This window comes from Shinella sp. M31, from assembly GCF_049199205.1.
Lineage (GTDB): Bacteria > Pseudomonadota > Alphaproteobacteria > Rhizobiales > Rhizobiaceae > Shinella.
Map to the genome: position 1 here is coordinate 1 of NZ_JBLZPH010000168.1, position 21,548 is coordinate 21,548.

General features: G+C 61.8%; 17 protein-coding genes and 1 tRNA gene. 8 read left to right on the forward strand and 10 right to left on the reverse strand.

Annotated elements, in window-relative coordinates; genetic code table 11:
* The 3 genes from ACOZKU_RS26140 to ACOZKU_RS26150 all read right to left on the reverse strand — a co-directional run.
* On the reverse strand, positions 1 to 1,314 hold a 1,314-nt coding region (locus ACOZKU_RS26140), incomplete at its 3' end, for a thiamine pyrophosphate-binding protein (protein WP_421581360.1).
* 23 nt (positions 1,315 to 1,337) lie between these two features.
* The gene (locus ACOZKU_RS26145; protein WP_421581361.1) at positions 1,338 to 3,260 is read right to left on the reverse strand and encodes a bifunctional 5-dehydro-2-deoxygluconokinase/5-dehydro-2-deoxyphosphogluconate aldolase; all 1,923 of its coding nucleotides are present in this window, start codon (positions 3,258 to 3,260) and stop codon (positions 1,338 to 1,340) included.
* Positions 3,261 to 3,380: 120 nt separating this feature from the next.
* Positions 3,381 to 4,238, reverse strand: a complete 858-nt coding sequence (locus ACOZKU_RS26150) for a MurR/RpiR family transcriptional regulator (RefSeq protein ID WP_421581362.1) — start codon at positions 4,236 to 4,238, stop codon at positions 3,381 to 3,383.
* A 175-nt stretch (positions 4,239 to 4,413) separates the two neighbouring features.
* Here ACOZKU_RS26150 and ACOZKU_RS26155 point away from each other — a divergent pair, with 175 nt between their 5' ends.
* Complete coding sequence (locus tag ACOZKU_RS26155) at positions 4,414 to 5,535, forward strand: Gfo/Idh/MocA family protein (protein ID WP_421581363.1); 1,122 nt, start codon at positions 4,414 to 4,416, stop codon at positions 5,533 to 5,535.
* Positions 5,536 to 5,631: 96 nt separating this feature from the next.
* On the forward strand, positions 5,632 to 8,982 hold the full coding sequence (locus ACOZKU_RS26160; protein WP_421581364.1) for a caspase family protein: 3,351 nt from the start codon (positions 5,632 to 5,634) through the stop codon (positions 8,980 to 8,982).
* Positions 8,983 to 9,057: 75 nt separating this feature from the next.
* Here the strand turns inward: ACOZKU_RS26160 and ACOZKU_RS26165 are convergent, their stop codons facing one another.
* Together ACOZKU_RS26165 and ACOZKU_RS26170 are read right to left on the reverse strand one after the other, a co-directional pair.
* A complete protein-coding gene (locus ACOZKU_RS26165) occupies positions 9,058 to 9,741 on the reverse strand; it encodes a glutathione S-transferase family protein (RefSeq protein WP_421581365.1) in 684 nt (227 codons plus the stop codon).
* A gap of 23 nt (positions 9,742 to 9,764) precedes the next feature.
* Complete coding sequence (locus ACOZKU_RS26170; protein WP_421581366.1) at positions 9,765 to 10,181, reverse strand: DoxX family protein; 417 nt, start codon at positions 10,179 to 10,181, stop codon at positions 9,765 to 9,767.
* A gap of 80 nt (positions 10,182 to 10,261) precedes the next feature.
* Between ACOZKU_RS26170 and ACOZKU_RS26175 the strand changes: the two genes are divergently transcribed.
* Positions 10,262 to 10,726 carry a MarR family winged helix-turn-helix transcriptional regulator gene (locus tag ACOZKU_RS26175; RefSeq protein ID WP_421581367.1) on the forward strand — a complete coding sequence of 155 codons (465 nt, stop codon included), beginning with the start codon at positions 10,262 to 10,264 and terminating at the stop codon, positions 10,724 to 10,726.
* 61 nt (positions 10,727 to 10,787) lie between these two features.
* On the opposite strand, the gene ACOZKU_RS26180 is transcribed toward ACOZKU_RS26175, so the two are convergent.
* On the reverse strand, positions 10,788 to 11,903 hold the full coding sequence (locus ACOZKU_RS26180; RefSeq protein WP_421581368.1) for a calcium-binding protein: 1,116 nt from the start codon (positions 11,901 to 11,903) through the stop codon (positions 10,788 to 10,790).
* A 417-nt stretch (positions 11,904 to 12,320) separates the two neighbouring features.
* Between ACOZKU_RS26180 and ACOZKU_RS26185 the strand changes: the two genes are divergently transcribed.
* Both ACOZKU_RS26185 and ACOZKU_RS26190 read left to right on the forward strand, forming a co-directional pair.
* Positions 12,321 to 12,410: transfer RNA gene (locus tag ACOZKU_RS26185), tRNA-Ser, on the forward strand.
* 923 nt (positions 12,411 to 13,333) lie between these two features.
* A complete protein-coding gene (locus tag ACOZKU_RS26190; protein ID WP_421581369.1) occupies positions 13,334 to 14,383 on the forward strand; it encodes a porin in 1,050 nt (349 codons plus the stop codon).
* Between the two features lie 199 nt (positions 14,384 to 14,582).
* Here ACOZKU_RS26190 and ACOZKU_RS26195 read toward each other — a convergent pair whose 3' ends face one another.
* A complete protein-coding gene (locus ACOZKU_RS26195; protein WP_421581370.1) occupies positions 14,583 to 15,479 on the reverse strand; it encodes an alpha/beta fold hydrolase in 897 nt (298 codons plus the stop codon).
* Positions 15,480 to 15,550: 71 nt separating this feature from the next.
* Positions 15,551 to 17,614 carry a lytic transglycosylase domain-containing protein gene (locus ACOZKU_RS26200; RefSeq protein WP_421581371.1) on the reverse strand — a complete coding sequence of 688 codons (2,064 nt, stop codon included), beginning with the start codon at positions 17,612 to 17,614 and terminating at the stop codon, positions 15,551 to 15,553.
* A gap of 323 nt (positions 17,615 to 17,937) precedes the next feature.
* Here ACOZKU_RS26200 and dapA point away from each other — a divergent pair, with 323 nt between their 5' ends.
* Together dapA and smpB are read left to right on the forward strand one after the other, a co-directional pair.
* A complete protein-coding gene (dapA, locus tag ACOZKU_RS26205; RefSeq protein ID WP_421581372.1) occupies positions 17,938 to 18,822 on the forward strand; it encodes a 4-hydroxy-tetrahydrodipicolinate synthase in 885 nt (294 codons plus the stop codon).
* A gap of 1 nt (position 18,823) precedes the next feature.
* On the forward strand, positions 18,824 to 19,303 hold the full coding sequence (smpB, locus tag ACOZKU_RS26210) for an SsrA-binding protein SmpB (RefSeq protein WP_314087726.1): 480 nt from the start codon (positions 18,824 to 18,826) through the stop codon (positions 19,301 to 19,303).
* Between the two features lie 56 nt (positions 19,304 to 19,359).
* Here smpB and ACOZKU_RS26215 read toward each other — a convergent pair whose 3' ends face one another.
* Entirely contained in the window at positions 19,360 to 19,836 is a 477-nt protein-coding gene (locus ACOZKU_RS26215) for a hypothetical protein (protein WP_421581373.1), read from the reverse strand.
* Positions 19,837 to 20,065: 229 nt separating this feature from the next.
* On the reverse strand, positions 20,066 to 20,641 hold the full coding sequence (locus ACOZKU_RS26220; RefSeq protein WP_314087732.1) for an NYN domain-containing protein: 576 nt from the start codon (positions 20,639 to 20,641) through the stop codon (positions 20,066 to 20,068).
* A gap of 410 nt (positions 20,642 to 21,051) precedes the next feature.
* On the opposite strand from ACOZKU_RS26220, the gene rpoZ reads away from it, so the two are divergent.
* Positions 21,052 to 21,456, forward strand: a complete 405-nt coding sequence (gene rpoZ / locus ACOZKU_RS26225) for a DNA-directed RNA polymerase subunit omega (protein ID WP_421581374.1) — start codon at positions 21,052 to 21,054, stop codon at positions 21,454 to 21,456.
* Positions 21,457 to 21,548 lie beyond the last annotated feature (92 nt).

The following is a 21,548-nucleotide window of genomic DNA, read 5'->3' on the forward strand; positions in this document are numbered from 1 at the left end:
GTGGTAGCCGCCGGGCTTCTGCGCCTGCCACAGCTTGTGCAGCTCGCCCGGCAGGCCGCCGGCCGCACAGACGAGCACGGAATTCTCTCCGCCGATCGTGCGCTGCACCGCGCCGATGACCTGCGCATCGGACGGAAGGTCGGCATTGGTCGGCGCGGTCGCGCGGGCGACGACCGCCATCCACGTGTCCTTGCGGGTCTTCGCCGTTTCCGTGAAGGCGGCGGGCGCCTTCCAGCCGCCGAGCGCTTCCGACAGCAGCGTCAGGCCCTCGCGCGCATCGGCGACGAGCGGCTGGCTGTCACGCTTGGCGGCGTCGAAGGCGACGGTATTGAGGCCGATCATCTTGACGCCGTCGTTCTTGAACAGCGCCCAGGAGCCGGTCGTGAAATCCTGCATGCGCGTGCCGACGGCGAGGATGACGTCGGCCTCTTCGGCAAAGGCGTTGGCGGCGGAGGTGCCGGTGACGCCGATGGAGCCCATGCAGAGCGGGTGATCGTCCGGCAGTGCCGACTTGCCGGCCTGGGTCACGGCGACCGGGATGCCGTGCATGCCGGCAAAGGCCTTCAGTTCGGCCGTCGCCTGCGAATAGAGCACGCCGCCGCCGGCGATGATCAGCGGCTTTGCCGCCTTGCGCAGTGTGGCGATGGCGGCAGCGAGTTCGTCGGTATCGGGGCGGGGGCGGCGATGCGTCCAGACCTTTTCCTCGAACATGGCAGCCGGATAGTCATAGGCTTCGGCCTGCACGTCCTGGCAGAGCGACAGCGTCACCGGGCCGCAATCGACCGGGTCGGTCAGTACCTGCATGGCGCGCTTGAGGGCGGAGATGATCTGCTCGGGGCGGGTGATGCGGTCGAAGTAGCGCGAGACGCAGCGGAAGGCGTCGTTGACCGAGACGGTGCCGTCGTTGAAATCCTCGATCTGCTGAAGGACCGGGTCGGGAATACGGTTCGCAAAAACGTCGCCGGGCAGGAAGAGCACGGGCAGGCGGTTGACATGGGCGACACCCGCCGCCGTCACCATGTTGAGCGCGCCCGGGCCGATGGAGGTGGTGCAGGCCATGAAACGCTGGCGGAAGCTGGCCTTGGCGAAGGCGACGGCGGCATGCGCCATGCCCTGTTCGTTATGGGCGCGCAGGGTCGGCAGTTCGTTGCGCACCTGATAGAGCGCTTCGCCCATGCCCGCGACGTTGCCATGGCCGAAAATGCCCCAGACACCGGCGAAGATCGGCACCGTCTTGCCGTCGACGACGGTCATCTGCGCCTTCAGGAAATGCGTGACGGCCTGCGCCATCGTCAGCCGGATCGTCTTGCCCATGGTATTCCTCCCAAACTCTTTATTCACAGGCCGCGCGTGCGAAGCCAGGCGTCGGTCAGCTCGCGGAAGCGGCCGGCCATGTCTGCGATCGCGGCCTCGTCATCCATCTTTCCCGCCATCCAGGCGCGGGCGGCATCGACGAAGATCGTCCGGCCGACGGCAAAACCCTTCACGGCCGGCGCCACCGTCGTCGCCTCGAAGGCCTTCACCAGGTCCTCCGTCGGCGCTTCCAGGCCAAGCAGCACGATACCACGGCAATAGGTGTCATTTTTGGCAATCACGGCCTCGATGTTCTTCCACGCTTCGCTCGATGCCTGCGGCTCCAGCTTCCACCAGTCCGGCTTGATGCCGAGATCGTAGAGCTCCTGAAGCGCCGTCGAGATCGTATCATCCTTGAGCGGGCCGTTCTTGCCGGCGATAATCTCGACCAGAAGTTCACGGCCGACCCGGCGGGCGGCTTCGAAGAGCGTGCGCAGCTTCTCCTGCTGCTCCAGCTTGAGCGCGGCCGGATCGTCGGGATGGTAGAAGCACAGGCATTTGATGCAATGGTCGAGCGGCCACTCCACCAGTTGCGAGCCGATATCCTGGCTGAACTCGAAACGCAGCGGCTTGGAGCCGGGCAGTTCGACCGGGCGGCCGATCCACGAGAAATTCTGCGTGGCGGCGTCGAAGAAGGCGTCGCGGCCGAAGCGCTCGTCGATGAGCATGCCGTAGCCAGGGCGGCCTTCTGCGACGCGGGCTGTCGCCTGCACGGTGAGGCGCTTGAACTGCGAAATCTTCTCATGCGGCACGCCGAGTTCGTCGGCGATATCGACGAGTTGCATGCGGTGGTCGCAGGCGAGCGCCATGAGGAGCGGAATGTCGTCCTGCTTGCGGTTGGTCGCCCAGTGGATGTGGTTGATCGCCTCGTCCTTGCGCAGCGCGCGGTGTTTGCTGCCGTTTTTCAGGAAGAAGGCGAGCTCGTCCCAGCTCGGATATTCCGGCGAGCAGAGCAGGCGCGAGACGGCGAAGGCGCCGCAGGCATTGGCCCAGGTGGCGGAGGTCTTATGGTCTTCGCCCTTCAGCCAGCCGCGCAGGAAGCCGGACATGAAGGCATCGCCCGCACCCAGCACATTATAGACCTCGATGGGGAACCCGTCGCCGACCACGCCATCTTCCAGATCGTCGGAGATCGGGCCGTTATAGACGATGCAACCCATGGCCCCGCGCTTCAGCACGATGGTTGCCGGCGAAACGGCGCGGATCGCCTTGAGCGATGAGAGCACGTCATCGGCACCCGAGGCGATCAGGATCTCCTCTTCCGTGCCGACGATCAGGTCGCAATCCGGCAGGACGGATTTCAGGATGGCGGAGACGCGATCGGATTTCACATAGCGCTCGAAGCCCTCGGCATGGCCGGCAAGGCCCCAGAGGTTCGGGCGGTAATCGATATCGAAGATGACCTTGCCGCCGTTTTCCTTGGCGATGCGGATCGCCTTGCGCTGCGCGGCCTCGGTGTTGGGGCGCGAGAAATGCGTGCCGGAGACCAGAACCGCGCGGGAGGAGCGGACGAAAGCCTCGTCCACGTCGCCCTCGTCGAGCGCCATGTCGGCGCAGTCGGTGCGCACGAAGATCATCGGCGAGACGCCTTCGGATTCGATGGCGAGCAGCACCAGCGCGGTCAGCCGCTCCTTGTCGGTCTTGATGCCCTCGACATTGACGCCCTCGCGGGCGGATTGCTCGCGGATGAAGCGGCCCATCTGCTCGTCGCCGACGCGGGTGATGAGCGCCGATTTCAGGCCGAGGCGGGCGGTGCCGATGGCGATGTTGGCGGGGCAACCGCCGACGGATTTGGCGAAGGAGGCGGTGTCTTCGAGCCGCGTGCCGAGCTGCTGGCCGTAGAGATCGACCGACGAACGGCCGATCGTGATGACGTCAAGCGTTCTGGCCTGATCGATGTGCGGCATGTCTTCCTCCCGGTCTCGAGGCGCCGTCATGAGAGCGCGGCGATAGTCTGGGAAAATGAAACATGAATTCCATTATTCTGTCAATTCGGAATGTTCATTCCATTTTTATTTCACGGCATTTCATTTGGATGTGCGGCGCAGGCTGCGACGTTTTTCCGCAATCGCGACCGGCAGCGCCATGGCGAGCGCCATGGAGGCGGAGAGCGAGCGGAAGCCAGCGTAGTCGGCTTCGGAGACCTCGAACCAATGCGTGGCGGAGGCGGCAAGCGGCGAGAAGACCGAGTCGGTGATGGCGACGATGGGCACGCCGCGGGCGGCCAGCTCCTGCGCCTGCGTCAGGCTCTCGGCGGCATAGGGCGCGAAGCTCGCGGCGATCACAGCGTCCTTGCTGGTGGCGAACTGCACCATTTCCGGGTCGATGCCGTTGGGGGAGGCGACGATCTGGTGGCGGATGGCGAGTTTGCCGAAGGCATAGGCGATATGGGCGGTCAGCGGATAGGAGCGGCGCTTGGCAACGAGATAGATGGTTTCGGCGCGGGCGAGCAGGTCGACGGACTTGGAGAACGTTTCGCCGTCGATGGTGCTGGCAAGGCGGGCGACGGACTGGCTGGCGGCGGTCAGGAAACCGGAGAGCAGTTCGGTGTCGCTGTTGGCCGCCGGTCCCGCCTCCAGCGAGGCGAGCCGTTCCTCATAGGAAAGCGTGCGATCGCGCAGCCGGGCGCGAAAAACGTTCTGCAGATCCGAAAACCCCTCGTAACCGAGATGATGCGCCAGGCGCACCAGCGTCGAGGGCTGCACGTCGGCGGCCGTCGCGATGCTGGCGGCGGTGCCGAAAGCCATCTCGTCGGGATTGGCGAGCGCATAGGCCGCCACCTGCGCCAGCCGCTTCGGCATGGTCGCCTTGCGCTCGATGATGACGCTGCGCAGGCTGTCGAAATCGCGCGGCACGCGCGAAAGGGCCGTTTCGGTGTTGCTCATCGTGGGTCTCCTCGGCGGCCATTCTGCGACAAATGAAATAAATATTCCATATTTTTGGAAAAGATAGTTTTCGTTCCAAATCTTTCCCGCTATGGATGACGCAAGAGGCGCCTGTGCGGCGAGATATAGCAATTCCTCTGCCGGTGCGTAGCGGAATTCAGCGAGGGAGGACGTCATGAAAGCGCTTGGCATCGGATTGATCGGAACCGGCTATATGGGCAAGTGCCATGCGCTCGCCTGGAACAATGTCAGCACGGTCTTCGGCGATGTGGATCGCCCGCGCCTCGTGCATCTGGCGGAGGCCAATCCCGAGCTTGCCGCCACCCGCGCCCGAGAATTCGGCTTTGCGAAATCGACGGCCAACTGGCGCGACCTGCTCTCCGATCCCGACGTGGATGTCATCTCCGTCACCACGCCGAACCAGTTCCATGCCGAAATGGCGGTCGCAGCCCTCGAAGCGGGCAAACACGTCTGGTGCGAGAAGCCGATGGCGACGGCCTTTGCCGATGCCGAGCGCATGCTGGCCGCCCAGCGCTCCTCCGGCAAGGTCGCCGTGATGGGTTACAATTACATCCAGAACCCGCTGATGCGCCATATCCGCTCGCTGATCGACGAGGGCGCGATCGGCGCGGTCAACCATGTCCGTGTCGAGATGGACGAGGATTTCATGGCGGATCCGGAAGCGGCGTTCTACTGGAAGAGCGAGGCGTCCTCCGGTTATGGCGCGCTCGACGATTTCGCGGTGCATCCGCTCTCGCTGCTGTGGAGCCTGTTCGGCCATGTCGAGGCGGTCATCGCCTCGCTGGCCAAGCCCTATGCGGACCGCCCGACGAAGGACGGTGGCCGCCGCGCCGTCGAGAACCACGATATCGCCAGCGTCCTGATGCGTCTTCCCGGTGGCATTTCCGGCGTGCTAATGGCCAATCGCTCCGCCTGGGGCCGCAAGGGCCGCATCGCCTTGCAGGTCTATGGCTCGAAGGGCTCGATCCTCTACGATCAGGAGCGCATGAACGAGTTCCAGCTCTATACGACCGATGGCCGCGCCACAGAACATGGCTTTTCCACGGTGCTGACGGCGCCGCATCACAAGCCCTACGACCGCTTCATTCCGGCCCCCGGCCACGGCCTCGGCTTCAACGATCTCAAGGTCATAGAATGCCGCGAGCTGATCGCCGCCATTGCCGGCATGGCATCGCATTCCATCGATTTCAACCATGGCCTGCGCATCGAGAAGACGGTGCACGCCATGGCGCAGTCGTTCCGCGAGGAACGGTGGATTGAAATCGCCCCGGCGTGATTTTTGGCGACCCGGCCAAAAAAATCCACCGGCTTAGTCATTGAAACCGCTCACCCCATACGTAATACTGGCGGCAATAATGCCGGAGGGAAGGGCATGTTCAAGCGAATACAAAAACGCTGGGCACCGGTGTTCTTCGTATCGATTGCTGTCGTCGTGTTCAACGCGGGCGCCGCTGAGGCGAAACGCGTGGCGCTGCTGATAGGCAATCAGAAATACGAAGAGACCGCTCAGCTGAACAACCCCGCCAACGACGTGGAGCTGATGCGCGCGTCGTTCGAGGCGGCGGGTTTCGACAGTGTGAAGACCGTGCTGGATCTCGATCGCTCCGCCATGGTGAAGGCGCTGCGCGATTTCGAGGACGAGTCCGTCGATGCGGATATGGCGGTGGTCTATTATTCCGGCCACGCCATGGAAATGAACGGGGTCAACTACCTGATCCCCGTCGATGCGGCGCTGAAGAGCGACCGCGACGTCGAGGATGAAAGTGTTGCCATCGACCGCGTGCAGCGGTCGCTGGAAGGCGCCAAGAAGCTGAAGCTCTTCATTCTCGATGCCTGCCGCAACAATCCGTTCGCCGCCGCGATGACGCGCTCGATCGGCACCCGTGCCGTGACGCGCGGCCTTGCCCGCGTCGAGCCCGAATCCGCCGACACGCTGATCGCCTTCGCCTCGAAGGCCGGCACGGTGGCGCTCGACGGCCAGGGCAAGAACAGCCCGTTTGCCACGGCGCTTGCGAAATACCTGACGGAACCCGGCCTCGACGTGCGCATCGCGCTCGGCAAGGTGCGCGACGAGGTGGTGGAAGCCACCAACCGCGAGCAGGAGCCTTTCGTCTACGGTTCGCTCGGCGGCGCGCAGATCTTCCTGAACATCAAGGAAGTGAACATCAACGTCACCAACAGCGGCAACACGGAAGTCTCGCCGAACGGCCAGTCCGAAGCGGCGGCCGACTGGCAGAACATCCGCGACCTCGCCGACGAGGACCTGATCAACGCCTTCATCGCCAAGCACGGCAAGGACCCGGTCTACAAGATGCTGGCGGAGAAGAAGCTCGCCAGCCTCAAGGAAGCCACCCAGAACGAAGGCCAGGACGCCGACGGCATCGCCTGGGATGCGCTGAAGGAATCGACCGATGCGGCCGCCCTCCAGCGTTTCCTCGAGCGGTATCCGGACAGCAAGCACCGCAGCGATGCCGAACATCTCATCGCCGCTCTGGAGCCGAAGAAGGGCCTGAGCGTCGATGTCGCCTCGAAGGAAACGGCCGCGTCGCGCGATTGCTTCCTTCTGGCCGGCGAACCGCAGTCGCTGCCGGGCTTCATGGGCGTCAACTTCCTGAAGATCGATGCCAAGCGGGCGCTCACCGCCTGCGCGCAGGCGGTCAACGAGAACCCGTCCGACGGCATGCTCGTCAACCTGCTCGGCCGCTCGCATGATGCCGACCGCAACTATGTCGAAGCGCGCCGCAACTATGAAAAGGCCATCGAGCTCGGCAATATGTACGCGCTCACCAACCTGGCCTGGTTCTCGATCTACGGCACGGATGGCCCGGTCGACGTGCCGAAGGGCCTGTCGATGTTCGAGAAGGCCTCGACGGCGGGCAATTCCTACGCCCAGGCGTCGCTCGGCTGGCTCTACCGCGAGGGTTACGGCGGCACGCGCCAGGACTATGCCGAAGCGGTGAAATGGTATCAGCAGTCGGCCAACCAAGGCTATGCCAACGCCATGGCCACGATGGGCTGGTTCTACCGCGAAGGCCTCGGCGTCTCGCAGGATTACGTCCAGTCGCTGAACTGGTACCGCAAGGCTGCGGATGCCGGCGACGCCAATGCCATGTCTTCGCTCGGCTGGGCCTACCAGAACGGTCTCGGCACGTCGCAGGACTATGCCGAAGCCAAGGTCTGGTACGAGAAGGCCGCTAATATCGGCGATTCCTACTCGATGGCCTCGCTCGCCTGGCTCTATGACGTCGGCAACGGCGTGAAGCAGGACTATGTCGAAGCCCGCTACTGGTATGAGAAGGCTGCCAATGCCGGCAGCTCCTATGCCATGGGCAACCTCTCGCGTCTCTACGATCAGGGCCTCGGCACGCCTGCCGACGCGAAGGAGGCCGTCCGCTGGGCTGCTGCCGCCGTCGAAAGCGGCGATCCCAACAAGTTGAAGGAGCTGAAGGAAACCCCGGCCAACTTCACCGTGGCCTTCCGCAAGGAACTGCAGGGCCTCTTGAAGGAGCGCGGTTATTACAGCGGTTCGTCCGACGGCGAATTCGGTGCGGCCACGCTCGCCGCCATCGACAAGCTCGCCGCCGGCCGCAACGACAGCACCTCGTTGTCGAGTTCCGGTTCATCGACGGTCACCTCGACCGACCAGTCGACGTCGACGCTCAGCAGCGGTTCGGATGTCGACCAGTGCTATGAGCTGGCCGGCGAACCGAACCTGCGTCCGGGCTTCCTCGGCACGCTCTTCGCCAATATCGACTACGGTCGTGCGATCTCCGTCTGCGAAGCGGCTCTCAATGCCAATCCGTCGGACAACTCGGTTCGCAACATGCTGGGCCGTGCCTACGATGCCGCGAAGAACTTCGCGAAGGCACGCGAGCACTACCAGAAGGCGGCCGACGAGGGGAACCTCTACGCGCTGACCAACCTGGCCTGGTATTCGATCTACGGCACGGATGGCCCGGTCGACATGGCCAAGGGCACCCGCATGTTCGAGCAGGCCTCGAATGCCGGCAATCCCTACGCCCAGGCGTCGCTCGGCTGGCTCTACCGCGAAGGCTATAACGGCACGCGCAAGGACTATGACGAGGCCTTCAAGTGGTACAGCAAGGCAGCCCAGCAGGGCTATGCCAATGCGCAGGCCACAATGGGCTGGTTCTATCGCGAAGGCCTCGGCACACAGAAGGACGACGCGGTCTCGCTCGACTGGTACAAGAAGGGCGCGGAAGGCGGCGACGTCAACGCCATGTCCTCGGTCGGCTATGCCTACCAGTCCGGTCTCGGCGTTCCCGTCGATTATGTCGAGGCACGCAACTGGTACGAAAAGGCCGCAGCCCAGAACGACTACTATTCGATGGCCTCGCTCGGCTGGCTCTACGACGTCGGCAACGGCGTGACGCAGGACTATGCCCAGGCGATCAACTGGTACGAAAAGGCGGCCAATGGCGGCAACACCTACGCCATGGGCAACCTGTCGCGCCTCTATGATCAGGGTCTCGGCACGCGGTCCAACGCACGGGAGGCTGCCCGCTGGGCCGCCGCCAGCGTGGAGGGCGGCGACCAGGGCAAGCTGCAGGAACTCAAAGGCTCGCCGGCGAACTTCACGCCGCAGTTCCGCAAGGAGTTCCAGCAGATCCTGAAGGATCGCGGTTATTACAGCGGCCCGATCGACGGCGATTTCGGCACCTCGACGCAGAATGCGATCGATCGTCTCGCCGCCCGCACCTGATCCGTCCGGACAGGGCTGAAACAAGGAACCGCTGGAAACACCCGTTTCCAGCGGTTCTTTTCTATGACGAGCTGATCAGGCCGCGCGCTTCAACAGCCAGGCGTCGTGCTGTTCGAGAAACGTCCTGAGGTGTGCCGGATAATCCTCGGCAACCGCGTCTTTGACACTCTGCCGCACCGCCAGCGCCGCGCGCCAGCAGGCAACCTTCGCGAAACCATCGAAGATGCCAGTCGGTGCGATCGTGTCGAACGTTTCGAAATAGCGGAAGATCGGTGCGAAGACCGCATCGACGAGGCTGAATTTTTCCCCGGCGAAAAACGGCCCGTCTCCAAGGGCCGCTTCGACGCGCGAAAACTTCTCGATCAGCGCCTTGCGCTTGACCTCATAGGTCTCGGCGTCCTTCGCCGTCTCGAAACCCCAGAGATCGCCGAGTATAGAGGAGCCGAATTCCATCCAGCCGCGATGCTGGGCGCGGGCCAGCGGATCGGCCGGGTGAAGCGGCATGCTGGTCTCGGTATCCTCGAGATATTCGCAGATGACGGCGCTTTCGAAGAGCACGACCTCGCTCCCGTCAGGCTGGCGGACGAGCAAAAGCGGCACCTTGCCCAGCGGCGAAAGGGCGAGAAACCAGTCGGGCTTGGCGGCAAGGTCGATGGTGCGACGCTCGAAGGGAACGCCCTTTTCGGCAAGCGCGATGGCGGCGCGCTGCACATAGGGGCAGAGATGGTGGCTGACGAGGATCAGGCGGGCTTCGGTCATCGGGATATCTCCTTTGGGTTGGGTCAGCGCAGGCTGCGCGAGGGGCTGAGCGCATAATGCCCGTCACCGAGCAGGGCCTGCGCGATGGAAAGCACGATGAGGTAGAGCGGATATTCCCAGCCGCCGCCGGGAGCGTTGAACACCCAGCCATTGGCGCCGTGCACCCAGATGATGGCGCCTGCCAGTGCGGGAATAAGGGCCAGCGCCACCCAGCGGGCCTGGATGCCGAGCACCAGCATAAGGCCGCCCGCGGCCTCTGCGGCGAAGGTCAGATAGGCGAGCCAGCCGGGCAGGCCGATGGATGTGAAATAGCCCGCCGTTCCGGCAAGGCCAAAGGTCAGCAGTTTCAGGACGACGCTGTGGGCGAGATACATCACGCCAAGGCTCACGCGCAGGAGGGTGACGCCATAGGCGGTGAGATCGGACTGGGAAAGGGGCATGGCAGGTCTCCACATCAATGTAGATGCAATTGCATGTATATAGCCTTGCCATTTCCGTCAAGGTGTATGTAATTGCATCTATGCCCGACTCACCCAAAGAAACTACCGGCAAGCCATCCGAGGCCACCACCCGGCTGTGGATCCGCCTCATGCGCGCCCAACGCCTTCTGCTGGGCGCCATCGAGCAGGACCTCAAGGCTGCCGACATGCCGCCACTCGCTTGGTACGATGTGTTGTGGGAACTGGTGCGCACGGAAACGGGCAGGCTGCGCCCCTACGAAATCGAGGAGCGCACGCTCCTGGCCCAGCACAATCTCTCGCGCCTGCTCGACCGCATGGAAAATGCAGGGCTCGTGCGCCGCGAAATCCTGCCCGAAGACGGCCGCGGCCGCTGGGTGCTCGTGACGGAAGAAGGCCGCAGGACGCAGGCGCGGATATGGACCGTCTATGCCGCCGCCATCGAGCGCCACCTTGGCGGGGCAATGGACGATCCCAGTGCCGAGACGCTCGCCGACGCCTTGGAACGCCTCACGCCCGTCACATGACCTCGAAATACAAAACGCCGGGGCAGGGCCCCGGCGCTGAATTGCGGCGATAGGTTTCTGCTTAGAGCAGGAAATCGCTCCCATAATATTTCGTCAGGCCTGCATCGATCTGGAAGTCGGCGACGCCGTCGCCGTCCACGTCGCCGGAAATGATCGTGCCCGAATAACGCAGTTCGCCCGCGGTGCCGGAGAAACCGGCCTTGCCGATGAAGGAGAACTTGTTGTCCGCCGACGTATTGATGTTGGCATCGATCGACCGAAGGTCGATTCGATCGCCTTCGCTGCCGGGATTGAAATCATCGATAATGTCGCGCAGCGTCGAGCCGACCTTGCTGTCGGAAATGCTGGTGAAGCGGAACGTGTCGGCCCCCGAGCCACCGACCAGAAGATCGCTGCCGGCCCCACCGACGAGCAGGTCGTTGCCCGAACCGCCGAACATGTCGTCCGCGCCCGAACCGCCATAGAGCCGGTCATTGCCCGTCTCGCCATAGAGGTTGTCGTTACCCGCATCGCCGTAAAGGATATCGACGCCGCTGCCGCCATAGAGCTTGTCGTTGCCGCCAAGCCCTTCGAGTTGGTCGTTGCCACTGCCGCCCTTGAGGACGTTGCTGCCGACGGTGCCGATCAGCGTGTCGGCATAGCTGGTGCCCGTGGCGTTTTCGATGCTCTTCAGCGTCTCGAGGCGGCCCGAAACCGCCTTGGCATAGCCCTTGTCGAGATCGACATAGATGCCGCGGCCTTCCTGGCTGCTCGAATCCTGCAGGGAGTAATTGATCGTATCGACGCCGTCGCCGCCGTTGAAGGTGTTCTTGAAGCCGGCGGAATAGAAGGTGTCGTTGCCGGTGTCGCCGTTATAGACGCTCTGGTAGGTCAGAACCTTGAAGACGTCGTTGCCGCTGCCGCCATAGACCTTGTCATAATAATCCGGGTCGTAGTCCTTGCCGCTGTGCGTGTAATAGTCGTTGCCCGAGCCGAGATAAACGACGTTGCCGCCCTCGAAGCTGTTGCGCACAATGTCATCGCCGCTGCCGGTATTGACCTTGTTGAAGCCGCCATAGGTGCCGATAAGGTTCAAAACGACTTCATCGTCGCCGCCATAGGTGTAGACATCCAGTTCAACCCTGGAGTTCTGAACGATGAGGTCGTCCCCATCCGTGCCGTCAATTACAACTGTCATATGCATATTCCTTTCCGCAACAACGGGTTTGTTGTACGACATTTAACGTCGGCAAGCTGAACCGATGTTGAACAAGGCAGGAACCACGCGGCGATTTCGAGGCGAATTTTCGGAGTTTTGCAGGCAGGCATACGATTTAAGCCGATGCCCGATCTTGCCCTCTTTATATAAAAGGCTTGTCCATAGCCCCGCGTGCGGCAATCGACCGGAGCCGCGTCATTCCGAGAAACACAGGAATCAATGAGTGATTCCCGCCATTCCGGGACGACCCGTCGCTTGAATACTATCCGGCTTCAGGCGCTAACCCGGATCTTCCAACGAAAAAATCCGAAAAAGCGGCAAAGACGATTTCATTTCGCATCGCCTGTCAAAAAAGCCTTGCAATCAAAAGCTCTGCCGCATAGTGAAACCGCGAGCGGAGAGGTGGCCGAGTGGTCGAAGGCGCTCCCCTGCTAAGGGAGTATACCGGAAACGGTATCGTGGGTTCGAATCCCATCTTCTCCGCCAGTTTCCTCTTTCATATGAATGCGGCATTCAAAGAGACGAGGCTTAGGCTTCTCTCTTCTACGCCATAGGTTTGTCGCGCTCTAGGCAAGCCGGGCCCCCTCAATCAAACTCAACGGCTCGGCCAAGGGCAATGCTTGCGCCCATGGATAACGTCGACATACTTGCTTCCATCGCGTGGGTATTGAAGCTGTGGCGATGACGCTTTCGTCCGCAAGCGTCTATGACAATGTCCTCTCCGGTAACGGCGTGTTGAACCGCGCCCCGGTGGCCGGCGATGAAAGTGCATCCACGATCTTATAGATGTGCTGAAGCTGGACGTGGTCACATTGAAGCGTGGCGCTGTTTTTCCAACCCTCAAAAAAGGTCACGTCGTTCCCAGTGGCGGCAAGCTCGCAAAACCGCCACGCCATAAGATGCTGAGACCTGCACCGGCTCGTTCCCATATTCGCCAAGCCGAGTCTTCGCCAGAATCACGACGAATCGAGTCTGTTGGAAAGGCGTGCAATTCCGTCTGCGGCTTAAATATCAGGCTCGCATGGAGACGGCGCGTGGCTTCGAAAAGATGCCGTCGCCATGTTTATGAAGGTGTTCTGCCGTCTTTTCGCCCTGTACGGGGCGGTGTCCGTAGGCAGTTGCGACAAGCTAAGTGCTCGCTTCATAAGGGGTTTTGTTAAGAATCCATAAACTTTTAACGACCCTGTCCGCCATTTTGTGTCCTTTCCGCAACAGCGTTGGGCGAAGGCAGTCACAAAGTCCGCCTCCTTTCAGTTTGGAGATTGCTTACGGAACCGCGTCGAGTATTTTCACTCTCGGAAGCAGGGGCGGTTGATCGTCCACTTCTTGAACTTGGGGATGGGGCAGGGAACGCTGTCCTTCAGCAAAAAACCCAGACCCGTTTGAAACTTTTTGACTGGAGGTCAGAAATGAACATCAAGAGCCTTCTTCTCGGCTCCGCTGCAGCTCTCGCAGCAGTATCCGGCGCACAGGCTGCCGACGCTATCGTCGCTGCTGAGCCCGAGCCCATGGAATACGTTCGCGTTTGCGACGCTTTTGGCACCGGCTTCTTCTACATCCCGGGCACCGAAACCTGCCTCAAGATCGGTGGTTACGTTCGTTTTGACGTTGGTGGCGGTGAGCTGCTCGGCGACGACGTAAACGCTGCTAACGGTGGCTTTGGCGACGAGTGGAACACCAAGTCGCGTCTCTCGCTGCAGATCGAAACGGCTTCCGACACCGAATACGGCGCTCTGAAGACCTACACCGAGACCCGCTTCAACTGGAACAACGAAGGTGGTACGGACGTATCGCTGAACTTCGCCTACATCGACCTGGCCGGCTTCCGCGTCGGTAAGACCGAAACGGCGTTCTACACGTTCGTTGGCTACGCCGGCAACGTCATCAACGACGACCTGATCTCGGGCGGCATCTACGACGCCAACGTCATCCAGTACAACTACGACAACGGCGCTGGCCTCACGGCAGTTCTGTCGCTCGAAGACACGAGCGGTTCTGATGCAGCTGCTATCGGTTCCTTCCGTGGCGACCGTGACTACATCCCGAACATCGTTGGCGGTATCGGCTATTCGGGCGGCGCCTTCGGCGTCAAGCTCGTGGGCGGTTACGACTCTGCTGTTGAAGAAGGCGCAATCAAGCTGCGCGCTGACGGCACCTTCGGTGGCGTTTCGGTCTTCGCAATGGGTGGCTGGAACACGGACGGCGACCGCAAGAACGTCTACGCTACCTGGGGTGGCGACTGGGCTGTCTGGCTCGGCGCATCTGCCGCTGTTACCGACCGCGTAACGCTGAACGCACAGGTTTCGTTCGACGACGCCGACGAGCTGGCTGTTGTAGCCAACGCCAACTTCACGGTTGTTCCGGGCTTCGTCGTAACGCCGGAAGTTGCTTACTTCGACAACGGTCTCGACGATGGCGACTCCTGGGGTGGTATGATCCGCTTCCAGCGTTCGTTCTAATCTAACCTAGGTTAGATAAAGACCCGCAGTCCTGAAAAGGGCTGCGGGTTTTTTGCGTTTGTAGCGTTCTGATCTGGCGTTTCACGCTGAATCAGCTGCCGCGTCATCTATTCGATGTCGCGGAGGTCTCGGATTGCGGCTTGTCGGTTAAAGCCTCAACCACCTCGTCGTGTCGCTGATTGCTCGTCGCGGTCGCGTTTCAAAGTTCCGAAAGGAATACGGACAGCGAGGGAAAGACGTCTTCGTGGTGGAGGAGGGGTGCGTGGCCTTGGCCGGGTGCGGTTTGCGCGAGGACTTGTGCTCGGTCTTCCGCCATCGCCTGAAGCGTTTCAGCGGAAAAAAGTTTTGAATGCTCGCCGCGTATGACCAGCATCGGCTTTTCAGCGAGAACTTCGAACTGCGGCCATAGGGTCGGCAGCGGCTTGCGGAAGTCGATGGCTTGGAGTTGGTCGTTCAAGGCGGAATCGTAGTCGGCGACGAGGAAGCCGTTACGCCTTGTATAGAGCGCATGGGCCATCTCGACCCAGTCGGCCAGGGCAAGAGTCGGGAAGGTTTGGCCGTGAAGCGCCGCCAAAGCGTCGGCAGCCTGTTCGAAGGATGAGAACGTCGAGCGGCGGCCGAGGTAATCCCGGATTTCGATCAGGCCTTCAACTTCGATCACCGGGCCAATGTCGTTCAGCACGGTCGCCGCTATGAGGTCCGGCCGCAGTGCAGCCAGGATATGCAGGATCAGCCCGCCGCGTGACGTGCCGATGAAGAGGCATTGCTTCAGGCCGAGCAGGTCGCAGAGCGCAATGACATCCCTGCATTCCACCATTACATTATAATTCACGGGATTGGGATCGTATTGGGAAAGGCCGCGACCGCGATAATCCACGGCGATGACACGGCGCGACTTTTCCGGATGATGGGCGAGCAGCAAGGCGAGCTGGTGAAAGTCGCGCGCGTTGCGGCTGAGGCCGGGAAGGCAGATGACCGGCAGGCGCTCGCTGCTTTCCCGTGTCTGTCCCGCCGGATAATCACGGGCATGAAGCCTCAGTCCGTCTTCGCTTGAGAAGAAGATATCGCGGAATGCCGCTGCGTCCGAAGAGTTCATGCGCGTGCCTTACCAGTGAATGGGAAGACATCATCGCCAATTCTGCCGGCAAGTCATCCTGAAATATGGCCTCAGCGGCCGACGCTGAGATCGTGCTCGATATCGGCGGTCTGGCCGAGGCGGGTCTTGTAGACCTGGTAGTTCTCCATCACGCGCTGCACATAGCCGCGGGTTTCGGAGAAAGGGATGCGCTCGATCCAGTCGACCACCTCGTCGACCGGCTTGCCGCGCGGATCGCCATAGCGCTTGATCCACTGCGGCACGCGGCGCGGGCCGGCATTGTAGGCGATGAAGGTCAGTACATAGGAACCGCCGAAATCGCTGATCTGCTCGCCGAGATAATGCGCGCCGAGCGTGGCATTATAGGCGGCGTCCGTCGTCAGCCGTTCCTTGGAATAGGCAAGGCCGTAGCGTTTGGCGACGCCCTGCGCCGTGCCCGGCATCAGCTGTAGCAGACCCTGCGCATTGGCGGGCGAGACGGCGGCGGGGTTGAAGGCGCTCTCCTGCCGCGCGATCGCATAGGCGAGCGCCTTGCCGGAGCCCGCAATATTGGCGCCGTCAGGAATGACGCCTATGGGGAAGGCAAGGGCCGCGACATCGATGCCGCGGCCGAAGGCGATCTTGCCGATTTGCAGCGAAAGCTGGTGGTTGCCGCCCTTTTCGGCCTGCGCCGCAAGCAGCGCGAGCTCGCCCGGGCTCATCAGCTCGCCGGCCAGCGCGCGGTAGAGACTGTCGCCCCGCCAGCCGTGGCCGGCAGCCTGGAGACGGGCGATGGCCTGCACGGCCTCACGCTGGTTGAAACTGGCGCGCTCTTCCGCCGTCGGTATGGGATAGGTGACGTTCAGCGTCTTGCGGCCAAGCCGCGCGCCGGCAAGCTGGCCGTAGAAAGTGCCGGGAAAATTCGCAGCTTTGGCGAAATAGTCCTTCGCGTCGCCCGGCCCGCCCTTTTCGGCGGCCCGCCCGAGCCAGTACCAGGCACGGGAGACCGAAAGCGGCCGGTCGGAGGTTTGCAGGATGCGCTGGAAATGGCTTGCGGCTATCTTCGCATCGCCGAGATCGCGCAGGGCATACCAGCCGGCATGAAATTCCGCCTCGACGATATCGGTCGGATCGTCCGCTCCGTGCCGAGCGGCGACATTGTAAGCATCGCGGTAGTCGCCGAGATCGGCAAGGCCGCGGCTCACGATGCGCTGCTCGTTCCACCAGGCACCGGGATCGATGAGGCGGGCAGGGTCCTCCGGCATCGAGGCAAAGAGCTTTGCTGCCGCGCGATAGTCCTGCTTGCCGCGCAGGTCGCGGATGCGCAGGAACGTATAGGCCGGATCCTTCTGCCAGCTGGCATCCACGGCCTTGATCAGGTCACCGGCATTCTTGCTCTTGCGGATGACCGCCGCCCAGGCGCGGTAGAGCGATTGCGCCTTGCCGAGATCGCCGAAACGCTGCGCCTGATCGGCGCGCTCGCGATACAGCAGCATCTCCATGCGCGTCTTATGGTCCTCGACGCTGAGCAGGCTGCCGAATTCGGCAAGAATCGTGTCCTCGACATCCTTGGAGAGCGCGTCCTTCTGCCAGAACGAGCGCAGGATGTTCGTCGCGCGCGGCGTATCACCCGTCGCGACGAGCGCGCGCGACAGCACGATGGCGCCCTCGGCCGTCTCCGGCCTTGTGGTGCCGAAGGCGGCGAGCACATCTGCCGTCGCCGGGTTTTCCCGCGCCATCGCCTTTTCGGAATTGGCACGCAGCACCGTCAGACCCGGCCAGCCTTTCAGCTCGCGCTGGGCCTTGGCGATCTCCCAGGAGGGCACGCCGCGCTGGCCGGAAACGGCAATCGCCCAGGTCAGGATGTGCCGGTCGAGGCTGGAGGAGGGCAGGCGGTCGCGTGCGGCGATCGCCGCCGCTGCGTCACGATTGGAGAGGGCGTCGAGCCCCTCGCGCAATTCGGCGCTCACCACCGGCACGCTGTCGGCGCGCGGAATGGCGCTGGTGATGACATCCTTCGAGGGCATCTCGGCGGCAAAGCCGAGCGGCTTGATGTCGGCGGTGTTGTCGGCCTCGACGGGCGATGAGCGCAGCGAAAGCCCGGCAATACCGGCAAGCAGCAAGGCGCAAAGGGCAAAACTGTTCGTCGAGATCATGCTACATCCCGGATGCCATGGCAGGCGACGCGTCGGCGCGTGACTTTCCGCCTGTTTGTGAACACTCATTAACCCTTTGTTGCCTTAACGAAACCTTAATCGCTCATCTCACTAAGCCGTGAAGGGGGCTTCATCCCAGGCGACGGATCAGGTGAAACGAATATTCGTGTCCCAGAGCCAATTCCGCCTTGTTTGTGCATGAAAAACGCCCGTCGCGACGCTTGCCGCATGACCGTCGCCCGACTATTGTGCCAGCGTTTTTAACCACGGAATACGGCCAAAGCATGTAAGCCCACGGGCGGCTCTGGCCTCAGGAGTTCTGGATGTTCAAGGGATCCCTTCCCGCACTCGTTACCCCCTTTACCGATGCCGGCGCCGTCGATGAAGACGCGTTCGCGGCTCATGTCGAATGGCAGATCGGTGAGGGCAGCCACGGTCTCGTTCCGGTGGGCACCACCGGCGAGTCGCCGACGCTGTCCCATGACGAGCACAAACGGGTGGTGGAACTTTGCATCAAGGTGGCGAAGGGCCGCGTTCCAGTCATTGCGGGTGCAGGCTCGAACAATACCAAGGAAGCGATCGATCTCGCCCAGCACGCCGAAAAAGCCGGTGCGGACGCGGTTCTCGTCGTCACTCCTTATTATAACAAGCCGACGCAGAAGGGCCTTTTCGCCCATTATTCGGCAATTGCCGGCGCCGTGAAGCTGCCGATCGTCATCTACAACATTCCCGGCCGTTCCGTCGTCGATATGATGCCGGAAACGATGGGCGCGCTGCACAAGGCGCATCCCTCGATCATCGGCGTCAAGGATGCGACGGGCAAGATCGAGCGCGTGTCCGAGCAGCGCATCACCTGCGGCAAGGATTTCGTCCAGCTTTCCGGCGAGGACGCGACTGCGCTCGGCTTCAACGCCCATGGCGGCGTCGGCTGCATCTCGGTCACGGCCAATGTCGCACCGCGCCTTTGCGCCGAATTCCAGGAAGCCACACTGGCGGGTGATTACGCCAAGGCGCTGGACCATCAGGACAAGCTGATGCCGCTTCACAAGGCGATCTTCCTGGAGCCAGGTCTTTGCGGCGCGAAATACGCGCTGAACCGTACCCGCGGCATGAACCGCTTCGTGCGTTCGCCGCTTCTGCCCACTCTGGAACCGGCAACGGAGGCAGCGATCGACGCGGCGCTGCGCCATGCCGGCCTGCTGAACTGATATGGCAACAAAAGCACGCCCGGCGACGGTCAAGAAGATCGTAGCGGAAAACCGCAAGGCCCGCTTCAATTACGAGATCATAGACACCTACGAGGCCGGTCTGGTTCTGACCGGCACGGAGGTCAAATCGCTGCGTGAAGGCAAGGCGAACATCGCGGAATCCTACGCTTCGGACGAGGGCGGCGAGATCTGGCTGATCAATTCCTACCTGCCGGAATATCTGCAGGCTAACCGCTTCAACCACGAGACTCGCCGCCGCCGCAAACTGCTGCTCTCCAAGCGCGAGATCCATCGCCTGCGCATCGCGATCAACCGCGAGGGCATGACGCTTGTGCCGCTGAAGGTCTATTTCAACGATGTCGGCCGGGCCAAGCTCGAGCTTGCGCTTGCCAAGGGCAAGAAGCTGCACGACAAGCGCGAGACCGAGAAGGAACGCGACTGGAACCGCCAGAAGGGCCGCCTGCTGCGCGATCGGGGCTGACGTCGTTCGCAAGCGCCAGCGATCAGGCCGGCGCGCATCCTATTTCAAAATGAAATTTAGAACTGCGCGTAAAGCTGCGTGATGACCGACTGCTGGGCGGTGCGGGCAAGGTCTGCGCCGGTCGTCTCGGTGGGCACGTCCGGCGAGGGGGCCGGGTTGGCGCTTGGCGTGCGCGGAGCGAGGAAAGACGAGAGCAGGGCGTTAAGGTCTGTGCTCTCGATCGCCAGGCGCGCCGTCGGGTTGCGCTCGGCGGAAACGCGGGCTTCGCCTGTCGCCTGGGTGGACGGCACGGCATAAACGGGGACGTTGGAAATGCCCGGCTGGCCGTTCGGTGCGTAGAGGAAGCTGAGGTCGCCGATGTCCTCGGCGGTCTCCGACGGTGTCGAGACCTGCGTGACGGGCCGTGGCACGGTGAGCGCGGCAAGGGCGGAGGCTGCGGGGCGGGGTTCCGCCGCAGGCGTCGCCGAACGCACGTCGAGCGCGTTCAATGCTGCCCGGTAGCTGTTGCCCGAAAGCGAGACTGCGTCCACCATGTTGCGAGATGTCCCAATGCGAAATGACTGTACGGCAATGGGAATATCAGGAGAGTCTTGCGGAACATTAATGGTCCGGGGGCGCATTTGAATCAATGTTTAACGGAACATTGAAGCCTTCAGAATTTCAGTGTGTGTCGAGGAACCTGAAGGTAAAGCGCGCCCGAGGTCCTGAACGCATGAACGTCCCGGAGCGGGACGTTCGTGAAGCAAGCCGGCGACGGAAGGGCTATTCGGCGACGTTGTCCACCGGCTCGACATTGCGCTGCGGGCGCTCGGAGGGGTCGCGGCCGATTTCGGCCTTCAGCGTTCCGAGGTCGATGAAATAGTCGGCCTGGCGGCGCAGGTCGTCGGCAATCATCGGCGGTTGGGTCTGCATCGTGGAAACGACGGAAACCTTGCGGCCCCGGCGCTGCAAAGCCTCGACCAGCGTGGTGAAATCGCCGTCGCCGGAGAAGATGACGAGATGGTCGACCGTCTCGGACTGCTCCATGGCATCGATCGCAAGCTCGATGTCCATATTGCCCTTGATCTTGCGGCGGCCAAGCGAGTCGGTGAATTCCTTGGCCGGCTTGGTGACGACCTTGTAGCCGTTATAGTCGAGCCAATCGATCAGCGGGCGGATAGAGGAATATTCCTGGTCTTCGATGAGGGCTGTGTAGTAATAGGCGCGCAGCAGGTAGCCGCGTTTCTGGAAGGCCTTCAGAAGCTTCCTGTAGTCGATGTCGAAGCCGAGTGTTCTGGAAGCCGCATAGAGATTTGCACCGTCGATGAAGAGGGCGATTTTCTCGCGGGGGTCGAACATATCGGGAAATCCTTTTAAGTAGAAGTTGAGTTAAACAGGTTAGTTTTGAACATGTTCCGGCCCTTTCGGATGCACTGGCCGGTTGAATTACCTCTTTTTCATATAATCTTCATTTAGGGCAGCCGAAGACGCTTTCCAAGCAAACCTAGGTTGCGGATACGATTTTTGTCGCCGGCAACGTTTCAGCAAATTCAACGGCTTCGGAATTGGAGAACAGTTCCCGCGCCTTATCTCATTTGTCGGATATTTGGACTTCCAGCCTGACGTAACGTCAAGATTCAACCGCAAATTACATGGGCAGGCTTATGACACGCAGATGAGGGGATAAGGAAGGAAAAACTTGAATTTTTCCTGCTTTGCCTGTATCGGGCATGCAAACTCCTGAAATTCTTGATCACAAAGGACAGGCAATGGCCCGTGTCACCGTTGAAGATTGCATTGACAAGGTAGACAACCGCTTCGAGCTGGTTCTGCTTGCAAGCCATCGCGCCCGCCTCATCTCGCAGGGCGCCGCCATCACCATCGACCGCGACAACGACAAGAACCCCGTCGTTGCTCTGCGTGAAATCGCCGACGAAACGCTTTCGCCCGACGACCTTAAGGAAGATCTGATCCACTCGCTGCAAAAGCATGTCGAAGTGGACGAGCCCGAGCCCGATCCGGCAAGCCTGGCTGCCGAGACGACATCCACGACGGCCGCCGTCGACGAGGACGAGGACCAGCCGGAAACCATCACCTTCGACCGCATGTCGGAAGAAGAGCTGCTGGCCGGTATCGAAGGTCTCGTACCGCCGGAAAAGAGCGACGATTACTGATTTCGGTAACTTACCGAAACCTTTGATATTGCGAATGCCGGTGCGCCCCTCTTATGGTTGGGGCGCACTTTTTTTTGCCCCGCCGCGCGGGG

Coding starts and splice junctions, on each gene's coding strand:
- ACOZKU_RS26145 (WP_421581361.1), bottom strand. CDS start 3,260: ATGCCGCACATCGATCAGGCCAGAACGCTTGACGTCATCACGATCGGC.
- ACOZKU_RS26150 (WP_421581362.1), bottom strand. CDS start 4,238: ATGAGCAACACCGAAACGGCCCTTTCGCGCGTGCCGCGCGATTTCGAC.
- ACOZKU_RS26155 (WP_421581363.1), top strand. CDS start 4,414: ATGAAAGCGCTTGGCATCGGATTGATCGGAACCGGCTATATGGGCAAG.
- ACOZKU_RS26160 (WP_421581364.1), top strand. CDS start 5,632: ATGTTCAAGCGAATACAAAAACGCTGGGCACCGGTGTTCTTCGTATCG.
- ACOZKU_RS26165 (WP_421581365.1), bottom strand. CDS start 9,741: ATGACCGAAGCCCGCCTGATCCTCGTCAGCCACCATCTCTGCCCCTAT.
- ACOZKU_RS26170 (WP_421581366.1), bottom strand. CDS start 10,181: ATGCCCCTTTCCCAGTCCGATCTCACCGCCTATGGCGTCACCCTCCTG.
- ACOZKU_RS26175 (WP_421581367.1), top strand. CDS start 10,262: ATGCCCGACTCACCCAAAGAAACTACCGGCAAGCCATCCGAGGCCACC.
- ACOZKU_RS26180 (WP_421581368.1), bottom strand. CDS start 11,903: ATGACAGTTGTAATTGACGGCACGGATGGGGACGACCTCATCGTTCAG.
- ACOZKU_RS26190 (WP_421581369.1), top strand. CDS start 13,334: ATGAACATCAAGAGCCTTCTTCTCGGCTCCGCTGCAGCTCTCGCAGCA.
- ACOZKU_RS26195 (WP_421581370.1), bottom strand. CDS start 15,479: ATGAACTCTTCGGACGCAGCGGCATTCCGCGATATCTTCTTCTCAAGC.
- ACOZKU_RS26200 (WP_421581371.1), bottom strand. CDS start 17,614: ATGATCTCGACGAACAGTTTTGCCCTTTGCGCCTTGCTGCTTGCCGGT.
- dapA (WP_421581372.1), top strand. CDS start 17,938: ATGTTCAAGGGATCCCTTCCCGCACTCGTTACCCCCTTTACCGATGCC.
- smpB (WP_314087726.1), top strand. CDS start 18,824: ATGGCAACAAAAGCACGCCCGGCGACGGTCAAGAAGATCGTAGCGGAA.
- ACOZKU_RS26215 (WP_421581373.1), bottom strand. CDS start 19,836: ATGGTGGACGCAGTCTCGCTTTCGGGCAACAGCTACCGGGCAGCATTG.
- ACOZKU_RS26220 (WP_314087732.1), bottom strand. CDS start 20,641: ATGTTCGACCCCCGCGAGAAAATCGCCCTCTTCATCGACGGTGCAAAT.
- rpoZ (WP_421581374.1), top strand. CDS start 21,052: ATGGCCCGTGTCACCGTTGAAGATTGCATTGACAAGGTAGACAACCGC.